Genomic DNA, 16648 nt, shown 5'->3' with positions numbered 1-16648 from the left:
CCCCCGATCCCTGCCGGAGCGCGCCATGACCCACGCACCCACATCGCTCCGCCCCTGGCTCGCCACCATGCTGCTGTCGCTGGCCGTGCTGGCCCTGCCGGCGCAGGCCGCCGAGATCGAACTGGTGATCGAGGCCGACACCCCCGGCGCCACCATCCACAAGAACGTCTACGGCCAGTTCGTCGAGCACCTGGGGCGCGGCATCTACGAAGGTATCTGGGTGGGCGAAGGTTCCGACATCCCCAACACCCACGGCTACCGCAACGACGTGCTGGCCGCGCTGAAGGAGCTGCAGGTGCCGCTGCTGCGCTGGCCCGGCGGCTGCTTCGCCGACCAGTACCACTGGCGCGACGGCATCGGCCCGCGCGCCGAGCGCCCCAGGCGCGTCAACACCAACTGGGGCGGGGTGATCGAGGACAACGCCTTCGGCACGCATGAATTTCTCAACCTCGCCGAACTGCTGGGCGCCGATGCCTACGTCAACGGCAACCTCGGCACCGGCAGCCCGCGCGAGATGGCCGAGTGGGTGGAATACATCACCGCCGACGGCGGCTCCACCCTGGCCGAACTGCGCCGCCGCAACGGCCGCGCCGAACCGTGGCGGCTGCACTACTTCGCCATCGGCAACGAGGCCTGGGGCTGCGGCGGCAACATGCGCCCGGCGTACTACGTCGACCTGTACAACCGCTACGCCAGCTTCGTGAAGGCGCCGGAGGACAACCAGCCGCGGATGATCGCCAGCGGCGGCCACGGCGAGATGACCGAATGGACCGAGGCCATCACCAGCGGCGTGAAGCCCAACTGGAGCCTGCGCCTGGACGGCATTAGCCACCACTACTACACCCGCCCCACCGGCGAATGGGAGACCAAGGGCCCGGCGCTCGGCTTCGACGAGGCCGCATGGTTCGCCACCCTGCGCCAGACCCTGCAGATCGAGGACTACATCGCCGCCAACAAGGCCGTGCTGGCGCGCAACGACCCGGACGGCAAGTACGGCTTCTACCTCGACGAATGGGGCACCTGGTACGACCCGGAGGAGGGCGAGAACCCCGGCTTCCTGTTTCAGCAGAACAGCCTGCGCGACGCCATCGTCGCCGCGCTCAACTTCAACATCTTCCACGAGCACGCCGACCGCGTGCACATGGCGGTGATCGCGCAGATGGTCAACGTGCTGCAGGCGATGATCCTCACCGACAAGGAAAAGATGCTGCTCACCCCCACCTACCACGCTTTCCACCTGTACCGCCCATTCCAGGGCGCCACCGCGCTACCGGTGCGCCTGAGCAACGCACCCGACTACCGCCACGGCGGCGACGCCATCCCCGGCCTCAGCGCCAGCGCCGCGCGCGACACCAGCGGCAACCTCCAGCTCGCCCTGGTCAACCCCGACCCGAACACCGCCCGCCAGGTGCGGGTGAGCGTGCAGGGCGGCGAAGCCACCCGCGCCCGCGGCCGCGTGCTGACCGCCAGGGCGATGGATGCGCACAACACGTTCGGGCAGCCGGAGGCGGTGAGGCCCGGCGACTATGCCGTGGACGCGCAGGATGGCGAGATGAAGCTCGAACTGCCGCCGAAGTCGGTGATGGTGGTAATGATGGAATGAGCGGCTTGGTGTAACGCAAGAAGATCCGCTTTCGACCCAAAGTAGACATTGGCCTGCTGAGAGGAGGGCGGGACAATGCGAAGCAGAATAGGATTGTGTTCGGCTGGCCTAGCTGCCGTATCCTCGGAGAAGGGAAAGAGGATTCGTTATGGGGAGTGTGGCGGTAATCCGGAAGCTGACCGTGACGCGCTTCCGAGGGATCGGGCACCTTGAGTGGACGCCGGCCTCGGGGATGAACATTGTCCTCGGGGGCGGAGACGTCGGGAAGACGACGGTACTCGAGGCGTTGGCGCTCTTGCTCAGTCCGACCAACGCGACTACGGTTTCGGAATCGGACTACTGGCAACGGGATAACACCCAAGAGTTCCAGATCGAGGCGGTTATCGCGCTGTCAGAAGCATCCGGGATCAACACGCAGCACAACTTCTCCTGGCCGTGGCACTGGGACGGGACTGACGCCGTGCAGCCTCCCGCCAAGGAAGAAGGCGAGGACCTGCCAGGCGCCGATGACCCTGTGTACCGGGTGCGAGTCAGGGGAACTTCTGAGCTCGAACTTGTATGGGAGATCGTCCAACCTAGCGGCGAGGCGGACCACTTCTCGGTCAGCGTACGCAGGAAGATCGGGCTGGTGCGATTGAGCGCGGACGAGCGCAACGACCGTGATCTGAGGCTCGTCTACGGCTCTGGCCTGGATCGCTTGCTGGCCGACGTGGCGCTTCGGGCTAGGATCGGCAAGCAGATCTCTGGGCTCGATCTGGAAAAGTCGCTCAGTGAGTCGGGGGAAAAGGCGATCTCCGACCTCGACAAGCGCTTGGCCGACTCCGCTCTGCCGCACGTTCTAAAGCTCGGGCTGACGACCAGCCAGGGCCTATCCATCGGCGCATTGATCGGTCTGCTGGCGAAAAAGAACGATGTCAGCCTGCCGCTCGCCACCTGGGGCGCTGGCACAAGGCGAATGGTGGCGCTAGAAATCGCCTCGGCGGCTGAAAAGGAGGCGAGCATAGTGCTCGTCGACGAAATCGAGCGGGGTCTGGAGCCCTACAGGCTGCGTAAGCTCATTGGCACGCTTGCGGACGTGGGGAGCCAGGCGTTCATCACTACTCATAGTCCGGTAGCGATTGCCTGCAGTGAGAAGGCCTATCTTTGGTACATGGATAATCGGGGGAGAATGGGGCCGTTGCCGCGCGAAAAGATCGCCGCGCAGCAGCGCAGGGACCCGGAGACATTCCTGGCCAAGGTGGCGGTGATCGCAGAGGGTCCGACGGAGGTCGGCTTCTTGCAGTACCTACTGGAAATGGTTCTTGGATGCGCTCCGCTGGACCATGGCGTGCGCGTATGCGACGGCCAAGGGAATTCCGCGACGCTCGATTTGCTAGAGACGCTATCCGCTTCGGGCCTGCAGTTTGCTGGGCTGGCTGACAACGAAGGCACTGATCCGGGGCGCTGGCAGGCTCTGAAGCAGAAGCTGGGCGACAAACTACATCAATGGCAGGAAGGATGCACGGAGCAGCAGGTGATCGCCGCAATAGCGGACAACAAGCTGCCTGAATTACTTAGGGGAGAGGATGGCGCGGCCGATGGCGACCGCTTGCGGACGATCGCCGACCGGCTAGGCATTCAGGACAAGCATATTGAAGCGATCGAGCAAGCCGTGGCTACACAGGGAAAGACGTTGCGTCAGCTCATCATTGCTGCGGCGACCGGCGATAAGAACGGCGCACCAGCGGGCGAGGAGAAGGCCTGGAAGAAGCACTCTCGACATTGGTTCAAGTCGGAAGAGGGCGGGCGAGAGCTCGCACAGCGTATGGTCTCTCTTGGCGCCTGGGTAACGATTGGCCCCAAGATGGCGCCATTATTCAACGCGATCCTGATGGCTGCGGGGCAGCCAACAAAGGAAGCCTTCGATCTATGAGCGATGCGGCGGTTGCGGCGCTGTTGCGTTCCGATAGACGGCTCGTACTGATAGAGGCCGCGGCCGGATGCGGAAAGACCTATCAAGGGGCCAGCTACGCCAAGGACGCGATCTCCACCATTGGGAGTGGTCGGTTGCTCATCCTCACGCACACGCATGCCGCCTGCGCGGTGTTCGCGGAACGAACGAAGGGTGCGGGCAGCAGAGTTGAGATAAAGACGATCGATGCGCTGATCATGCAGGTCGCCACCGCCTATCATCAGGCCTTGGGGCTACCAGCAGACCTTGCATCGTGGGCATGGCGGGACAACGGGAAAGGATTCTCGATCATCGCGTCGAAGGTTGCCATGTTCTTGACCGCACACCCCATGGTTGCCAAGGCGCTTGCTACTCGCTATCCGGTCGTAGTCTGCGACGAGCACCAGGACTCGAGTGCCGACCAGCACATAGTGGTCACGGCATTGCACCGGAATGGGGCGCTTTTGCGAATATTCGGGGATCCGTTGCAGCGTATCTATGGCGGCAGGACCGCCAAGGAGGCAAAGGCGGATCAGGAACGCTGGGAAGCCCTGAAGGATGTCGCCGCCTGTGAGGTCCTGGATTCGCCTCATCGCTGGCAAACCGGGTGTCCCGAACTGGGGGCCTGGATCCAGCTTGCGCGGCAGAATCTGCAGTCAGGCCAGCCCATCGATCTAACCGGCCCGAAACCCCGCTCACTTACGATCCTTTTCGCGAACAACACCGCCAGGCAACGGGGTGTGTACTCGCTATCCCGAGACGTTCGGCGCCCGATAGACCGGCTGGTAGACAGTTCCGATCAGTTGATGATTCTTGCGTCCCAGAACGAATTGATCTCGGCGCTCCGTGCGTTCTGGTTTCGGAGAATCCCGATCTGGGAAGGCCACACAAGGAATGCGTTGGCTGGATTGATCGGTGTCCTGAAGGATAGGGACGGGGACGCCGAAGGAATTGTCCGAGGGCTGATCGAGTTCATGTCGAATGTGGCTGTAGGGTTCACTCCAAGCAGCCATGGGGAAAGGCTGTTGCAGGAAGTGAGGGAAGGTTGCATACGTAGGGCCAACGGGAAGCCCGCACATCTCCAAGCGATTGCGCGGTTGGTTCTGGAGAATCCTTCCTCCAAGGGCGTATCTTCGGCAGTTGAACTGATCCGCAATCTGATTCGTGACAAGGCGCCTGGATTCGCGGAGGTCAAGATCGACCATTGGGCCGAGTTTGGGGATGCGATTCGTCTAGGCTTGTTCTCCGACGCGGAGGAGGGCTTCGCCGAAATCGCGCGCAGGAGGTCGTATTCACGTCCATCACCTCCTCTGCGCGCGTTGAGCAGCGTCCACAAGGCCAAGGGGCTGGAGTGCGACCACGCCATGGTCATGGCGTGCGACAAAGCGCAATTTTCTGCAACCACCTATGCCAAGTGCCGGATGTACGTTGCACTCAGTCGGGCGAAGAAGTCGCTGACGTTGGTGGTTTCGGATAGCAATCCGACGCCGCTGTTCAAGCTCTGATGCGAATGGCGCCACCTCCTGATCGGTCAGCTTCCAGAGAATGAGCAAAAATAGCCAGTCCGGCAAGACAGCGTGAGCGAACAAAGCAACCACCACTATGTGCCGCAGTTCTATTTCCGCTACTTCTCGACGGATGGAAGGAGTATCTGCTTGGTGAACCGTTTGACGGGCGTAGCAATCCGCCAAGCACCTATTCGTGGCCAAGCTAGCAAGACAAACTTCTATGGTGAAAAGGAGGTCGAGAAGGCACTGGCAGTCGTTGAAGGAGATTGCAGCGCGTCTTTACGAAAGCTGATTAAAGCGTGCGACCCAGCCGCTCTGGCGCCAGAGGACGTCGATGGAGTTCTGGCGTGGGTCGCGCTTCAACGCTCGCGTACGGTAGCGGCCCGCAATACGGGACAGCCTATGCACGACAAGATGCTGCGGATGTACCTAGAAGCAGCGATAGGTAGTGCCGGAGACCTGCATGAGGAACAGCGTCAGCAGCTCCTGATGTCCTTGGACAGCGTCAGGGCGAATCCAGCGCAGGCGCAGTTGGTCGAGATGAATGCCGCGCTTGAGAGCGCGGGACGCTTGGCGGATCTGATGCCGGTTATGTTGATTAACTAGACAGTCCGGCCTTTCATCTTTGGCGATGCGCCGGTGGTGCTCTACAACGGGTACTACTGGAACGTCAGGCACCGCGGTGTCTTAGGCTTCGATACGCCTGGGTTAATGGTGTTCTTCCCGCTGTCGCCAACCCTGGTTCTGATGCTGGCAGATAGCTATTGCTACGACGTGAAGCGGGTCCGGGGCAATCAACTCCAGGTGCGAGAACTTCGAGATGTGGCGGCACTGAACAAGCTACAGATTCACGGTGCATCTTTCTGCGTCTATTTCACGATTTCCAGTTTGCAGGCTACGTGTCCGAGCTATGTCGACAGGAGCGAGCCACACTGGCGCCGCACGTGGGAACCGTCATGGAAGCGCCTGGTATTGAGATCGGTACCGGAAACCCAATGGGCGACATCGTGCATGGATTCCAGCCTCAGTTGCCGTACCTCCTAGCGCTGAGTTTCCTGAAACATCCGGTTATCGGATATGACCAGTACCGGTTCACGCGCCGTAGTGAAAGATTGGCGATCTAGCGGCGGACGAGCCCACTTCTATGGCAACATTGTGGCGGGCTTGAGAGCGCCCGGCTACCGGAACTCAGCGCTGGAAATGAGGTGGACCTTCGTTGGGCTCGGTTTCAGCAGATGATAGGGGAATGGCGCCGGATGGCAGCACTGGATCAAGCAGTTTGGCAAAAGACAGCGCTACCGGCGGGCAGATGCCACATTGAATCTCTTCGTCCACATCGACTTCGTGTCGATGCAAATCGAATGCATTGCTATCGAAGCTCACTCGATAGAACTTCGCGGCTGGATGCGCATCGTGCAAAGCCTTTACGACGACAGTCTGGATGGCGCGAGAGCAACGCTCCCCGAAATAGATGCCCTTGAGGCGAAGCGGAGCGCTTAGCGAACCCGGATTTTCGGCCAAAATTCGCCATTCCCGTTCATATTCCCATGCCTTGGCCTTGGAAAGGAAAGCTAGAGCCAGGACTCGCTCCCGCGCACCCGGTGTGCGATCGACTTTCCAGGCATACAGGTCGCTGAGCGGGATGGCACGATCGGTACCATAACGCACTCGCATGAGGTTTCTGGCGACGCTGTCCTGTGTCGAGAACGCAAGGCACAGGCCTTGATGCTGTTGCGCATAGTGACTCCACATCAGCGGGCAATCCCATCTTTCGGCAAGCGAAAGGACGCCCCGCCTTCCAATTTCTTGCAGAAGCATGCGCCAGATGTCCGTAGTCACAAACAAGTCGTATTGCGACTGTGCTTCTGGCGGGTTCTCACTTGCCAGATATCGGAAGTTTCCTAGAACCGCGTCGGGATCTTTCTTGGGCCTATATTCCTTGCAGAGAACCTTCAGGAGTTGTTCCTTGTGAGAAAGCTCGATGTCGTCTCTGATGCTTGGCTTCGAATCTAGCGGGTCATTGAAGGTGCTTGGACTGGCGAAGTGCGACTCCGAGCCGCATAGCTCTTGGAGCAAGTAGTTATTGAAGGACTTGTACTTATAGAGCAAACCAGGCGTGTCCATTGGATGGCGTCCGTCAGAATCGGCAGTCGAGATCATTGAAAATCCGTGACTTGATTTCAAGCATCCCCAACAGCGGCCTCATGTCGTATGACCAATGGCGCTCAAATGCTCGGGCCCATCGACCCGCTTCCGCTTGCTGTCCACCGGGAGCAGGCGCGAACCGATCAGCTTCCGACGCTAGATCCGCATCTAGTCACTCCTCGCAGCGAGGCGCATCACAATCCGACGAAACATCGCACAAAGTAACGAGTGACTTACAGAGTGAATTTCTGTGGAGATCGCTTCTAGGTCTTCGATTGAGAAACCGTCCGAGATCTTCTCGGCGAAAGTCTTAGCAACACTAATGGCGAGATTTGTGTCTTCAGAAGAAGCCACCAACTCTGTAGTCAGAGCAAGATACTCATCAGAATGAATGGCGAAAATTCGTCGGACGTCATTTGCCTTCCGCGACCAGACATCGTGCTGGACGCGATTACGCCGCAAGCGCACTTCGTCAAGGCGATCCAAGGTTTCGATGAGGGAAAGCAACTCCTCCCCCTTGAGGATCTCCGTCGCCCTTTTTCTCGCCCAGTGGGTCGTCTTGGCCGCGGAACGATGTTTCTTAAGTTCATTAGCTGCTTCTTCTGGCGTTGTATCAAGGAGAACTGCAAACAAACAGTTCAAGTTTACCTCCGTCTGCGCCCATGAAGCTGCAATCGCACCAATGCTCTGCGCGAACCCCGGCGATTCGCTTATAACATGCGGCCCCACATCCAGCAGGAGCGCGCCCGTCTCATCAAACACCTGCAGTCCGTATCTTCCCTCAATCATGCGTCGCCCACTTTTTTATATAATCGCGTCACCGCGCCACTATGTACAAGCTAACTGCCTTCCTGCACTCTTGCACCATCCGACTGCGCCGAGCGCTCCGGAGATGTCCTAGAGATACCATATGCGCAAACCGAGGGTTGACCGCGCACCGCATTTAGTCGAAAGCGGGCATTTTTGGCTCAGTATGCCCAGGCGTCATCCACTTGGTGAGATGCACCCCGCATCCGGGCCCAGGGGCTGACCGTTCGCTGGGGTGGTCGGCAAGTTCACCTTCTTCGCGTCCGCGCCAGCCCACGTCGTAGCTACTTCGCTAGCCTACTTAGTCATGGCTATCAGCTTGAACGTGATGATCGCCTGGCCGGTGAGCGCGGCCTTCTGAGTGCTTGACACCCCGCCAGCCCAAGTAGCAGACTCGATCCCAAGGAGCGTAGAAACTCCTCAGGTAGCGGTTCCCACCTCCGTCAAACCGGTGGGTTTTTTGTGCCCGTGCTGCTGCGGGCATGACCGACGCGATGCCTGCGTCGGGAGGGCGGCTAATACAACACCCTTCGGGGAAATACGCCCGCCGGCTACCTGCGGTTTCTAACCTCCCGGCTTCCCGTCCGCCGTCCCGGTGGGCGGGCACTTCATGGAATGAGGAGGCGACGATGTCAAAGCATGACTTGGACGAGATGGGGACGAGGGGCTATTTCCTGCCGGAAGACAGCCATTTCCGGCTCAAGAAGCTGCATGAGCACATGGTGTTCCTGTCGCAGCTGGCGCAGCCGCGCACGCACGACGAGGACGAGACGGGCTGGGGGCCCCAGATCAGCGGGGGTGAACTGGCCGTCTGCCTGGAGCAGCTGGCCGACCAGGCCGAACGCGTGCTCGACGAGGCCACCTGGCCGGCCGAGCGAGTGGCCAACCGCAAGTCATCGCAGGCAGGCGACGAAGCCGAGGCGCCAGAAGACTCGCCACAGACCGTCGAGGCAGCGGAGGCCGGGTTAGAGGACGAGGAGGCGGACGAGGAAGCCGCCGATGCCGCCGAGGCGAACGCCGAAGACCGCCTCGTCTTCGGCATGACCATGGACCAGCTGGACACGCTCAACCGCCTGCACGACCGGCTGCACGCCTACGGCGACCTGCTCTTCGGCGTCGAGCGCATCGACCTGGCCGACGGCACGCTGACGATGCTGGGCGATGCGATCTTCGAAGAGGCCGAAGCCGCAAGCGATCTCATGGACAAGGTGGCCGGTCAGGCGCTTCCCGATGCGTCCAGGCGGCGAAACCGCGTACGCGAGGCGCCGGCGATCTACGGCGTACCGGCCAGTCCGGACCTGACGCGTGACGCAGCCATGCCGATGCTGCCGCCGCCCGCGGATGCGGGCTGGCGCCCGCAGGCGGCCACCCGCCACTGATCGAGCAAGGGCGCGGTGCCGGGCTCGGTCACGATCCCTGGCGCCGCGTCCGTGCAATCCGTGGGCGTGGTGCAGGTACGGAAACCGGGGGCGGGTTCGCATACCGGCGGCCCCGCCGATCGGGCCGATGGGCCGGCGGCGCGAGTGCCAGCTGGTGGGCTTGCGGGTCTCCGCGCGGGGTAGCTGGCCGGCCTGGGGGCGCGATAGTCGGTACTGGGCAAGGGGTGCGGGCTGGCCTATATTCCGGCCGTGCCCAGGAAGGACTCAGGGGGAGTCATATGGACATCGACCAGCGCCGCACCACCCGCGGCATGCGTTTCGGTTCTGACGTGAGCGCCAAGCCGCCCGGATCCGCGAGTCGGCGGGGTGGCCAAGCGGAGGGCCTCGCAGCCCGCGCTGTAGTCCTGATGCTCGTCCTGCTGGCTGGGTGCTTGCTCCCCGCCGGCGCCGCGTTCGCGCAAACCACGGTGAAATACATCCACACCGATGCGCTGGGCTCGGTGGTCGCGGTGACCGACCAGAACCGGAACGTGCTCGAGCGCCGCGAGTACGAACCCTACGGCCAGCAGCTCACGCCGGCTTTGGCGGACGGGCCGGGCTACACCGGGCACGTGCAGGATGCTGCGACCGGGCTGACGTACATGCAGCAGCGCTATTACGATCCGTTGTGCGGGTGCTTCCTGTCGGTGGATCCGGTGACGGCCTACGACAACCCGGTGACGCAGTTCCATCGGTACAGATACGGAAACAACAATCCCTATAGTTTCTCAGATCCGGATGGACGTCTTGGTCAAGTTGCGGTTGGCGGTATTATAGGCGGCGTAATTGGTGGGGGCCTTGAGGTTTACAAACAGGTGAAGGCTGGTGAGGGGATAAGTATCCGCTCCATCGCCGTTGAGACGGGCCGGGGAGGACTTATCGGAATGGCTACGAGCGTTGCTGGTCCCGCAGCTCTCGCAGCTGCGAGAGCCCAGCAGCTCACAAGGGCCTCGATGGTCACAGCGGAGGTGACCGCCGCGAGCGCAACTGCAGGATATGCAACTTTAGCTACTGGTCCCGCAGCCGACGTGCTAAAGGGAAATCCAGCGCAGTCGCTTCAGTCGCACGGTCCGGAAGCAGCTGCTGCTATGGCCGGGACCCTCGCAGGCGCTGCGGCTGGGAAGGCAGTAAGCGGCGTCTTGTCGCAGTCGAGCGGTCACTCGTCCGTTGCGGTTGGCGCAGTGGCGCGGGCGGCAGAAGAATCGATTAGTGTCGGCGTTTCGAGCTCCGTTGGATCGCGCGCTGAGCGAGATCCGCCGCCTGAAATCCGTAGAGACCGATAGCGATAGAGTCAGTCGATGAATGATTTGCTCAAGTCGATTCTTCGTGCAGCGATTGTTTTTGGGATAGCTTTCTCGTTGGGGATGGTTTTTTTCGCGCTTCGATCCTGGTTGAACAATGATCAGTCCTTCAACAGCTACATTCAGACATGGGATTTCTTTCTCGCAGGGCTCGTCATTTATTGGTGCTATTTCATAGCAGGATACTTAATCAAGCGGCTAAGAAGTAGGCGGAAGCGACGGTAGTCCGGGCTGCGTGGCCGGTCTTCCGGAAAGGAGCTCAGCTCTTAGCCCCCGCCATCGTTGCCGAAACCTCTCCCGCAGCCCGGTCATCGCCTTCCACTGCTGCGCCCCGCCGCGCGGGCTCCCAGCCGAACACGCTGCGGCCGCCGTAGGCATGCGATTGCCGGCGTTCCTCGGCGATCAACTGCTCGACCGAAGGCCCGTCGGCATGGCGTTCGAGCCGCCGCGCCTGCGCATCCAGGCGCCCGATCGCCTGCAGCCGTTCCTCGCGGCCGAGCTTCGCGCTCTGCACTGCGCGCTTCAGCACGTCGATGGTGCGGTCGTACACGCGCGTGGGCACCGGGAACGGGTGCCGGTCCTTGCCGCCGTGCGCCAGCGAGAAGCGCGCCGGGTCGGTGAAGCGGCACGGCGTGCCGTGCAGCACCTCGGCCACCAGCGCCAGCGCACGCACGGTGCGCGCGCCCACGCCCGGCACCTGCAGCAGCTCGGTGAAATCGCGCGGCCCGCACTCGGCCGCCGCCGCCAGGTTGCCGCGCAGGCGCCGCGCGACCACGTCGCTGCCGCGCACGTCGTGCCGGTCGGGCAGGCTGAGATGCGGCAGCAGCCCCAGCTGCATGGATGCCTGCTCCGGTTTGCCGGAGAAGGTGCCCGAAGCGCCTGCCCCGGGCCCGGTCCGGGGGCGGATGCCGGCGGGCTTCGCCTCCTCCAACCGGCCCCACTCCCGTGCCACCCCATCCGGCCCCAGCGTCCCGAGCATGTCCACCTGCGCCCGCCGTGCCGCCTCGGCGCGCCGATCCGCCAGGTTGACGATGCGCCCGCGCCGCGGCCCCTCGATCGCCGCATGCGGCGCATCGACGAAGCTGGTCAGCCCCTCCGACAGCCAGTGATAGCGGCGCGCCTGCTTCGCCTCGCCGTTCATGCCTTGCTGCACCACCACCCAGCGGCCCTCGTCGCTGACGAAGAAGCCGTGCAGGTACAGGTCGAACCCGTCCTGCAGCGCCGCGCTGTCGACCTTCGCCACCAGCCGGCTGGCCGCCGCCAACGCGGCGCCGTCGAAGCCGATGCGCTCGCCGATCGCGACCAGCTCGCCCGGCGTGGCCCGCGAATGCCGGCCGCGGCCGCCGCACACGTGGATGCCCAGCTCGCCCGACAGCGGCGTCAGTCCGCGCTTGAGCGCGCCGATCACGCTGGTGGTGATGCCGGACGAATGCCAGTCCATGCCCATCACCGCGCCGAACGACTGGAACCAGAACGGGTGCGCCAGCCGCCGCAGCAGCTCGTCGCGGCCGTACTCGTGCACGATCGCCTGGCACATCACCGCGCCCAGCCGCGTCATCCGCTCGCCCAGCCAGTGCGGTACGCGGCCGCCGTGCAGCGGCAGGTCGGCGCTTCCGGATCGTCGGCTCATGGCGGCGGCGGCCTCATCGGCGGCAGGATCACGGCCGGTGGTCTCAGGTGGTGAGACGCCGTGCCGGGCGTGCGGCCAGGGCCGACTTGCACGTCCACGCGAGCTGGCGTATATACGACAGTTATAACAAACCACGGAGCCGCACCCATGAAGCTCAAGATCACCACCATCGGCAATTCCGCCGGCGTCATCCTGCCCAAGGAGCTGCTCGCCCGCCTGCGCCTGGCCAAGGGCGACGAGCTGTTCGCGCTCGAAACCCCCGACGGCATCAAGCTCACCACGTACGATCCCGCGCTTGCCGCGCAGATGGACGTGGCCGAGGACGTCATGCGCAAGCGCCGCACCCTGCTGCACAAGCTGGCGCAGTAGCGGCCATGATCATCTGGATCGAAAAGCCGCTCGCGCTGGCCATCCACGACCGCCAGCTGGCCGAGCACGGCGGCAACCCCGGCGTGCGCGAGGAAAGCCTGCTGGACTCCGCCCTTGCCCGCCCGCAGCAGCTGCATGCCTACGGCGACCCACCGCCGGACCTGGCCGAGCTTGCCGCCAGCCTCGCCTTCGGCTTGGCCCGCAATCATCCGTTCATCGACGGCAACAAGCGCACCGCCGCCGTGGCCTGCGAAGTCTTCATCGTGCTCAACGGCGCCACGCTCCAGGCCGACGACCTTGAGCTGTATCCCGTTTATATCGCGCTCGCCGAAGGCAGCCTGCCCGAAGCCGACTTCGCCGCCTGGCTGCGCCAACACATCGCGCCGGCCGGCACCAAGGTGCACGAACCGCGGGCGCGCTACGCGCGCTGAAGCGACGTCAGTGCCCGGTGCTTGCTTACGTGAATCACATGCAAATTAATAATTCACTTGCAATATAATAAACAACATGCAATGTTCTAGCTCGGTTCGGCTCAGATCGAGGGAGTGCCGTGTCCGCCCAGCTCCAGAAGACGTTGCGCCAACTGCGGAATACCCGTGAACTGCGGGCGGAGACGCTGGATCTGGCTGCGCGGATCGCTGGTACCAGCGCCGCGGGGCGGATGACCGTGGTCGACCCGGTCATCAGTGCAGCCGCCATCCAGGAAGAGTGGGACCGGCTGCTGCCAGCCCTTGCCCCGAAGGTGCGTGCCCGGATGACCCTCAGCATCGAACAGGGGGGCGAGGGTGCCGCGGAGAAGCAGATCGGGGCCGGCGAGTCGGGCCTCCTGCCGCTGGAGCGACCCAACTACCGGTTCGAAGTGCTCCGACTGCTGCTGGGCGCCAGCCTGGAGGGTGATGGTCCGCAGTCGGCGAACGGGATTGCCGCGCATCTCGGAGACACCCAGGTCGGACTGGTCGAGACCCTGGGCGCTTCGGCCACGCCGGTCAGGAGCGCGCTGGTTGCGCTGCGCAATGCGAGCCTGATCCGCAGCCTGCGCTGGTTGGAGATCGCGCCCGAAACGCTGTCGATGGAGCAGCTCAGCCGCCTGGGCGCCTTGCCCCAGACCTTGCGCTTCCGGTTCGAGCGCGGCGCGCGGATCAAGTCTCCGGCAGAACTTGCGGAGCGAGTCATGCCCCTGCTCGGGGCGAACGGGCCGAAAAGCTGGAAACCCTTTTCCCTTTCCGGCACGCCTGTCGCATCGAAAGATGCGCCTGGACTGGACCTGCTCGGCACGCCGCGCCTCGACCTGGTGGCGCATGCCCCACGCGGTAACAAGGTGTTCGATGCCAGCGTGATGCGGATGTTGGACGATGGCCTGGAACCCGAGCCGAATGTGCTGGCGCCCGCACCGGTCGTGGTCACGCTGGTGCGCGCCGGCACGCGCTTCGACCGGGGTGCAGAGATCGACCATGCCCGGTGCGCGCATCCGTGCGACGTGTTCCTGTCCTTGCTCGACCTGGGCCTTCGCGAGCAGGCCCTGCAGTACGCCAAGGCGGTGCGTCCATGAACCGCACCCTGGAGCTGGACGCCGCCACGCTGTTGAGCCGTGTGGCCGAGCGTGTTCCGCCAACGCTCCGTGCCAACGTGGTCGTGATCGGCAGCATTGCCACGGCATGGGCCTTCCGGGATGTCTCCGGCACGCATTCGGTCGCGACCAAGGACATCGACCTCCTCCTTCGACCAGCGATCGATGCCGTCGCCACCGCCGAAACACTGGGGCAAGAGCTGCTGGATGATGGCTGGCAGCCCCGCTTCCCGAATGGCATCGAGCGCGGCGCCGCCGATACCCCCGATGACCGCCTTCCCGCCCTGCGCCTGAGCCCGCCGGGCGACGGCGACGACTGGTTCGTCGAGCTGCTGGCCGAATCATCGGGTGACCAAGCCACGCGCAAACACTGGCGTCGCGTCGAGACCGGGATCGGGTTGTTCGGTCTGCCAAGCTTCCGCTACATGCGCGTCGCCGTGCATGGCGCCGAAGAAACCGAATTCGGCCTGCGTGTCGCCCGGCCCGCCCGCATGGCGTTGGCACACCTGCTGGAGCATGCCGATCCGGATACGACGCCAATTTCCAACCTGCCGGGAACGCCGCCACGCTTCACCAAGGATGTCGGTCGAGCGATCTCCCTGTGGTGGCTGGCCCGTGAGCAGTCGCCACTTGCCGGCAAGCACTGGCTGGCCGAATGGCGGGAAACGCTGGCATCGCTCTATCCGGACAGCGCGACCGGCATGAAGGCCGCCGCCCGCAATGGCCTGGACAGCGTTGCCAACTACCTGCGCGAGGCCCATGCCATCGCGCTCAACGGCGTGCTGGCACCGCATGGGACAACGCTCGATGCCTACCGACGAGCCCATGCCAGCCTGTTCGAGTTGATCGACTTCCTGGGGGAATAGCACCTGACGGCAGCGAGGGTCCGGATATCGCGGGGATGCCCGTCAGTTCGGGCACAAGTCGGGCGATTTGAGCCCGGCTACCGGGGTCAGGTGATATCGCATCAGCGTGACTCCGGCTTGCGTTCGAGTGACTTCATGAGTGTCTTCGACTGTCTCAAAGAGGCTTGGGGCTGTCTCGGAGGTCGTTTCCGACCGCCTCGCCCGCTCGATCAGGAGGCCGGGGGCGGCGCACAACTCGGCAGGGAAGGCGCCACGGAAGCCGTAGCGCTGCAGTTGCGCCACCGACCAGACGGGCACTTGCGGAAAACGAAGCGCGAGCGATCCGGTGCGCGCGTAATCGGTCGTGGCGATCCAGGTGGCGCCCGTTTCCTCGAGCAGCTCGGCGATGGCCTCCTCGGTGGCCGGCCATCCGCGCGTCTGGTTGGGTGGGTTGTCGGCCGTGCCGATCGGGGCGACCGGGTTGAAGGCGGCCGCGACCAATCCGACGCTCATCAACAGTGCGATGGCGAGGGTGGCCCTGGTCCAACGCTGCGGTGACTGCGCTCGAGCCAGGCCGAAGGCCGCAAGCACGGCGAAGACCGCCTGCAGCGGCACGATCCAGTTGGCTTGAACCGGCGCATGGGTCGCGTGATAGGCGAAGTAGAGCAGCAGCGGAACAGCGCTCCAGACCAGCAGCGCACCGTCCTTTGGCGGGGCCCTGAGCGCGCGCAAGGCGAACCACGAAACCAAGGGTGTCGGCGCCAGCAGCAGGAGCGCGGCGTATTCGCCGAGCGTCCGGATCGAGAAGCCGGAGGCGACCAGGCGCGCGCCCTGGCGTTCCAGGCCCAGCCAATCGTGTTGCAGGTTCCAGGCAAGGTAGGGCAGAAGCGGCAGCGCCGCCGCTGCCACGGCCATCCAGGGCAGGCGCGTGGGCAGGTACGCGCGGCCCTTTGGCGTGGCGATCAGGTAGCCCAGCAATCCGAAGGCCAGGAAGGCATTGGTGAACTTCGACAGGCCGCCGAACCCGAGCAGCAGGCCCGTGCAGACCCACCAAAGCATCGCGGCACGCGTGCCCGGGGGCGTGTTGACCGCGCGCATCGCGGCCCAGAGTGCGGCCACCCAGAACAGGGTCGAGGGCGCGTCCGGGGTGGCGAAACTGCCCAGGGCGAAGACGAGCAGGCCCAGGTTGTAGAGCGCTGTCGCCAGGACTGCCAGACCCACGTGGCCACCGGACATGCGCCGCGCCATGTCGCCCACCAGGTACCCCGAGGCGGCGAAACCGATCACCGGGAACAGGCGAATGCCGAGCGCGGTTTCACCGAACAGGCTGGTGCCCAGGCGGATCATGTAGGCGATCATCGGCGGATGATCGTAATAGCCGAGCGCCAGATCGCGGGCCCACAGCGCGTAGTAGGCCTCGTCGTCGAAGAGGGGGACCCACGCGGCGATGGCGAGGTGAACGGCCAGAAACGCAAGCGATATGGCGAGAACGGAAAGTCGCATCGGCGGGCGGCCTTCGTTCCTT

13 protein-coding genes and 1 pseudogene are annotated in these 16648 nt (G+C 63.7%); 10 read left to right on the top strand and 4 right to left on the bottom strand.

The window, feature by feature from the left end:
• Window positions 1-25: 25 nt before the first annotated feature.
• The 4 genes and pseudogenes from QFW77_RS05910 to QFW77_RS05895 all read left to right on the top strand — a co-directional run bounded on the left by QFW77_RS05910 (window position 26) and on the right by QFW77_RS05895 (window position 6085).
• Window positions 26-1603, top strand: coding sequence for an alpha-N-arabinofuranosidase (locus QFW77_RS05910; protein WP_280573453.1), 1578 nt, complete (start codon window positions 26-28; stop codon window positions 1601-1603).
• A gap of 232 nt (window positions 1604-1835) precedes the next feature.
• Entirely contained in the window at window positions 1836-3515 is a 1680-nt protein-coding gene (locus QFW77_RS05905) for an ATP-dependent nuclease (RefSeq protein WP_280573452.1), read from the top strand.
• Window positions 3512-5038 (top strand): UvrD-helicase domain-containing protein, encoded by a 1527-nt coding sequence (locus tag QFW77_RS05900; protein WP_280573451.1) that lies wholly within the window; start codon window positions 3512-3514, stop codon window positions 5036-5038. Before QFW77_RS05905 ends, QFW77_RS05900 begins: the two co-directional genes overlap by 4 nt.
• Window positions 5039-5110: 72 nt before the next feature.
• Window positions 5111-6085, top strand: a pseudogene (locus QFW77_RS05895) (DUF4238 domain-containing protein).
• A gap of 144 nt (window positions 6086-6229) precedes the next feature.
• Here the strand turns inward: QFW77_RS05895 and QFW77_RS05890 are convergent.
• Window positions 6230-7201, bottom strand: coding sequence for a DUF2971 domain-containing protein (locus tag QFW77_RS05890; RefSeq protein ID WP_280573450.1), 972 nt, complete (start codon window positions 7199-7201; stop codon window positions 6230-6232).
• Window positions 7202-7354: 153 nt separating this feature from the next.
• Entirely contained in the window at window positions 7355-7948 is a 594-nt protein-coding gene (locus tag QFW77_RS05885; protein WP_280573449.1) for a hypothetical protein, read from the bottom strand.
• 674 nt (window positions 7949-8622) lie between these two features.
• On the opposite strand from QFW77_RS05885, the gene QFW77_RS05880 reads away from it, so the two are divergent.
• Window positions 8623-9372, top strand: coding sequence for an XAC0095 family protein (locus QFW77_RS05880; RefSeq protein WP_280573447.1), 750 nt, complete (start codon window positions 8623-8625; stop codon window positions 9370-9372).
• Between the two features lie 407 nt (window positions 9373-9779).
• Window positions 9780-10694, top strand: a complete 915-nt coding sequence (locus tag QFW77_RS05875) for an RHS repeat-associated core domain-containing protein (RefSeq protein WP_280573446.1) — start codon at window positions 9780-9782, stop codon at window positions 10692-10694.
• A 277-nt stretch (window positions 10695-10971) separates the two neighbouring features.
• On the opposite strand, the gene QFW77_RS05870 is transcribed toward QFW77_RS05875, so the two are convergent.
• Window positions 10972-12342, bottom strand: coding sequence for a DUF763 domain-containing protein (locus QFW77_RS05870; RefSeq protein WP_280573445.1), 1371 nt, complete (start codon window positions 12340-12342; stop codon window positions 10972-10974).
• 147 nt (window positions 12343-12489) lie between these two features.
• Here QFW77_RS05870 and QFW77_RS05865 point away from each other — a divergent pair, with 147 nt between their 5' ends.
• The 4 genes from QFW77_RS05865 to QFW77_RS05850 all read left to right on the top strand — a co-directional run bounded on the left by QFW77_RS05865 (window position 12490) and on the right by QFW77_RS05850 (window position 15144).
• Window positions 12490-12711: an AbrB/MazE/SpoVT family DNA-binding domain-containing protein gene (locus QFW77_RS05865; RefSeq protein WP_180677292.1), complete on the top strand. Its 222-nt coding sequence runs from the start codon at window positions 12490-12492 to the stop codon at window positions 12709-12711.
• 5 nt (window positions 12712-12716) lie between these two features.
• A complete protein-coding gene (locus QFW77_RS05860; protein WP_280573444.1) occupies window positions 12717-13142 on the top strand; it encodes a type II toxin-antitoxin system death-on-curing family toxin in 426 nt (141 codons plus the stop codon).
• Between the two features lie 119 nt (window positions 13143-13261).
• Window positions 13262-14260, top strand: coding sequence for a hypothetical protein (locus tag QFW77_RS05855; RefSeq protein ID WP_280573442.1), 999 nt, complete (start codon window positions 13262-13264; stop codon window positions 14258-14260).
• Window positions 14257-15144, top strand: a complete 888-nt coding sequence (locus tag QFW77_RS05850) for a hypothetical protein (RefSeq protein ID WP_280573441.1) — start codon at window positions 14257-14259, stop codon at window positions 15142-15144. The genes QFW77_RS05855 and QFW77_RS05850 overlap by 4 nt, the downstream gene beginning before the upstream one ends.
• Window positions 15145-15186: 42 nt before the next feature.
• On the opposite strand, the gene QFW77_RS05845 is transcribed toward QFW77_RS05850, so the two are convergent.
• Window positions 15187-16626, bottom strand: coding sequence for an ArnT family glycosyltransferase (locus QFW77_RS05845; RefSeq protein WP_280573440.1), 1440 nt, complete (start codon window positions 16624-16626; stop codon window positions 15187-15189).
• Between the last annotated feature and the right edge of the window lie 22 nt (window positions 16627-16648).

This window comes from Luteimonas endophytica, assembly GCF_029887875.1.
Classification (GTDB): domain Bacteria; phylum Pseudomonadota; class Gammaproteobacteria; order Xanthomonadales; family Xanthomonadaceae; genus Luteimonas; species Luteimonas endophytica.
The sequence above is the reverse complement of the archived record's forward strand: the minus strand, read 5'-3'. Positions and strand labels throughout refer to the sequence as shown.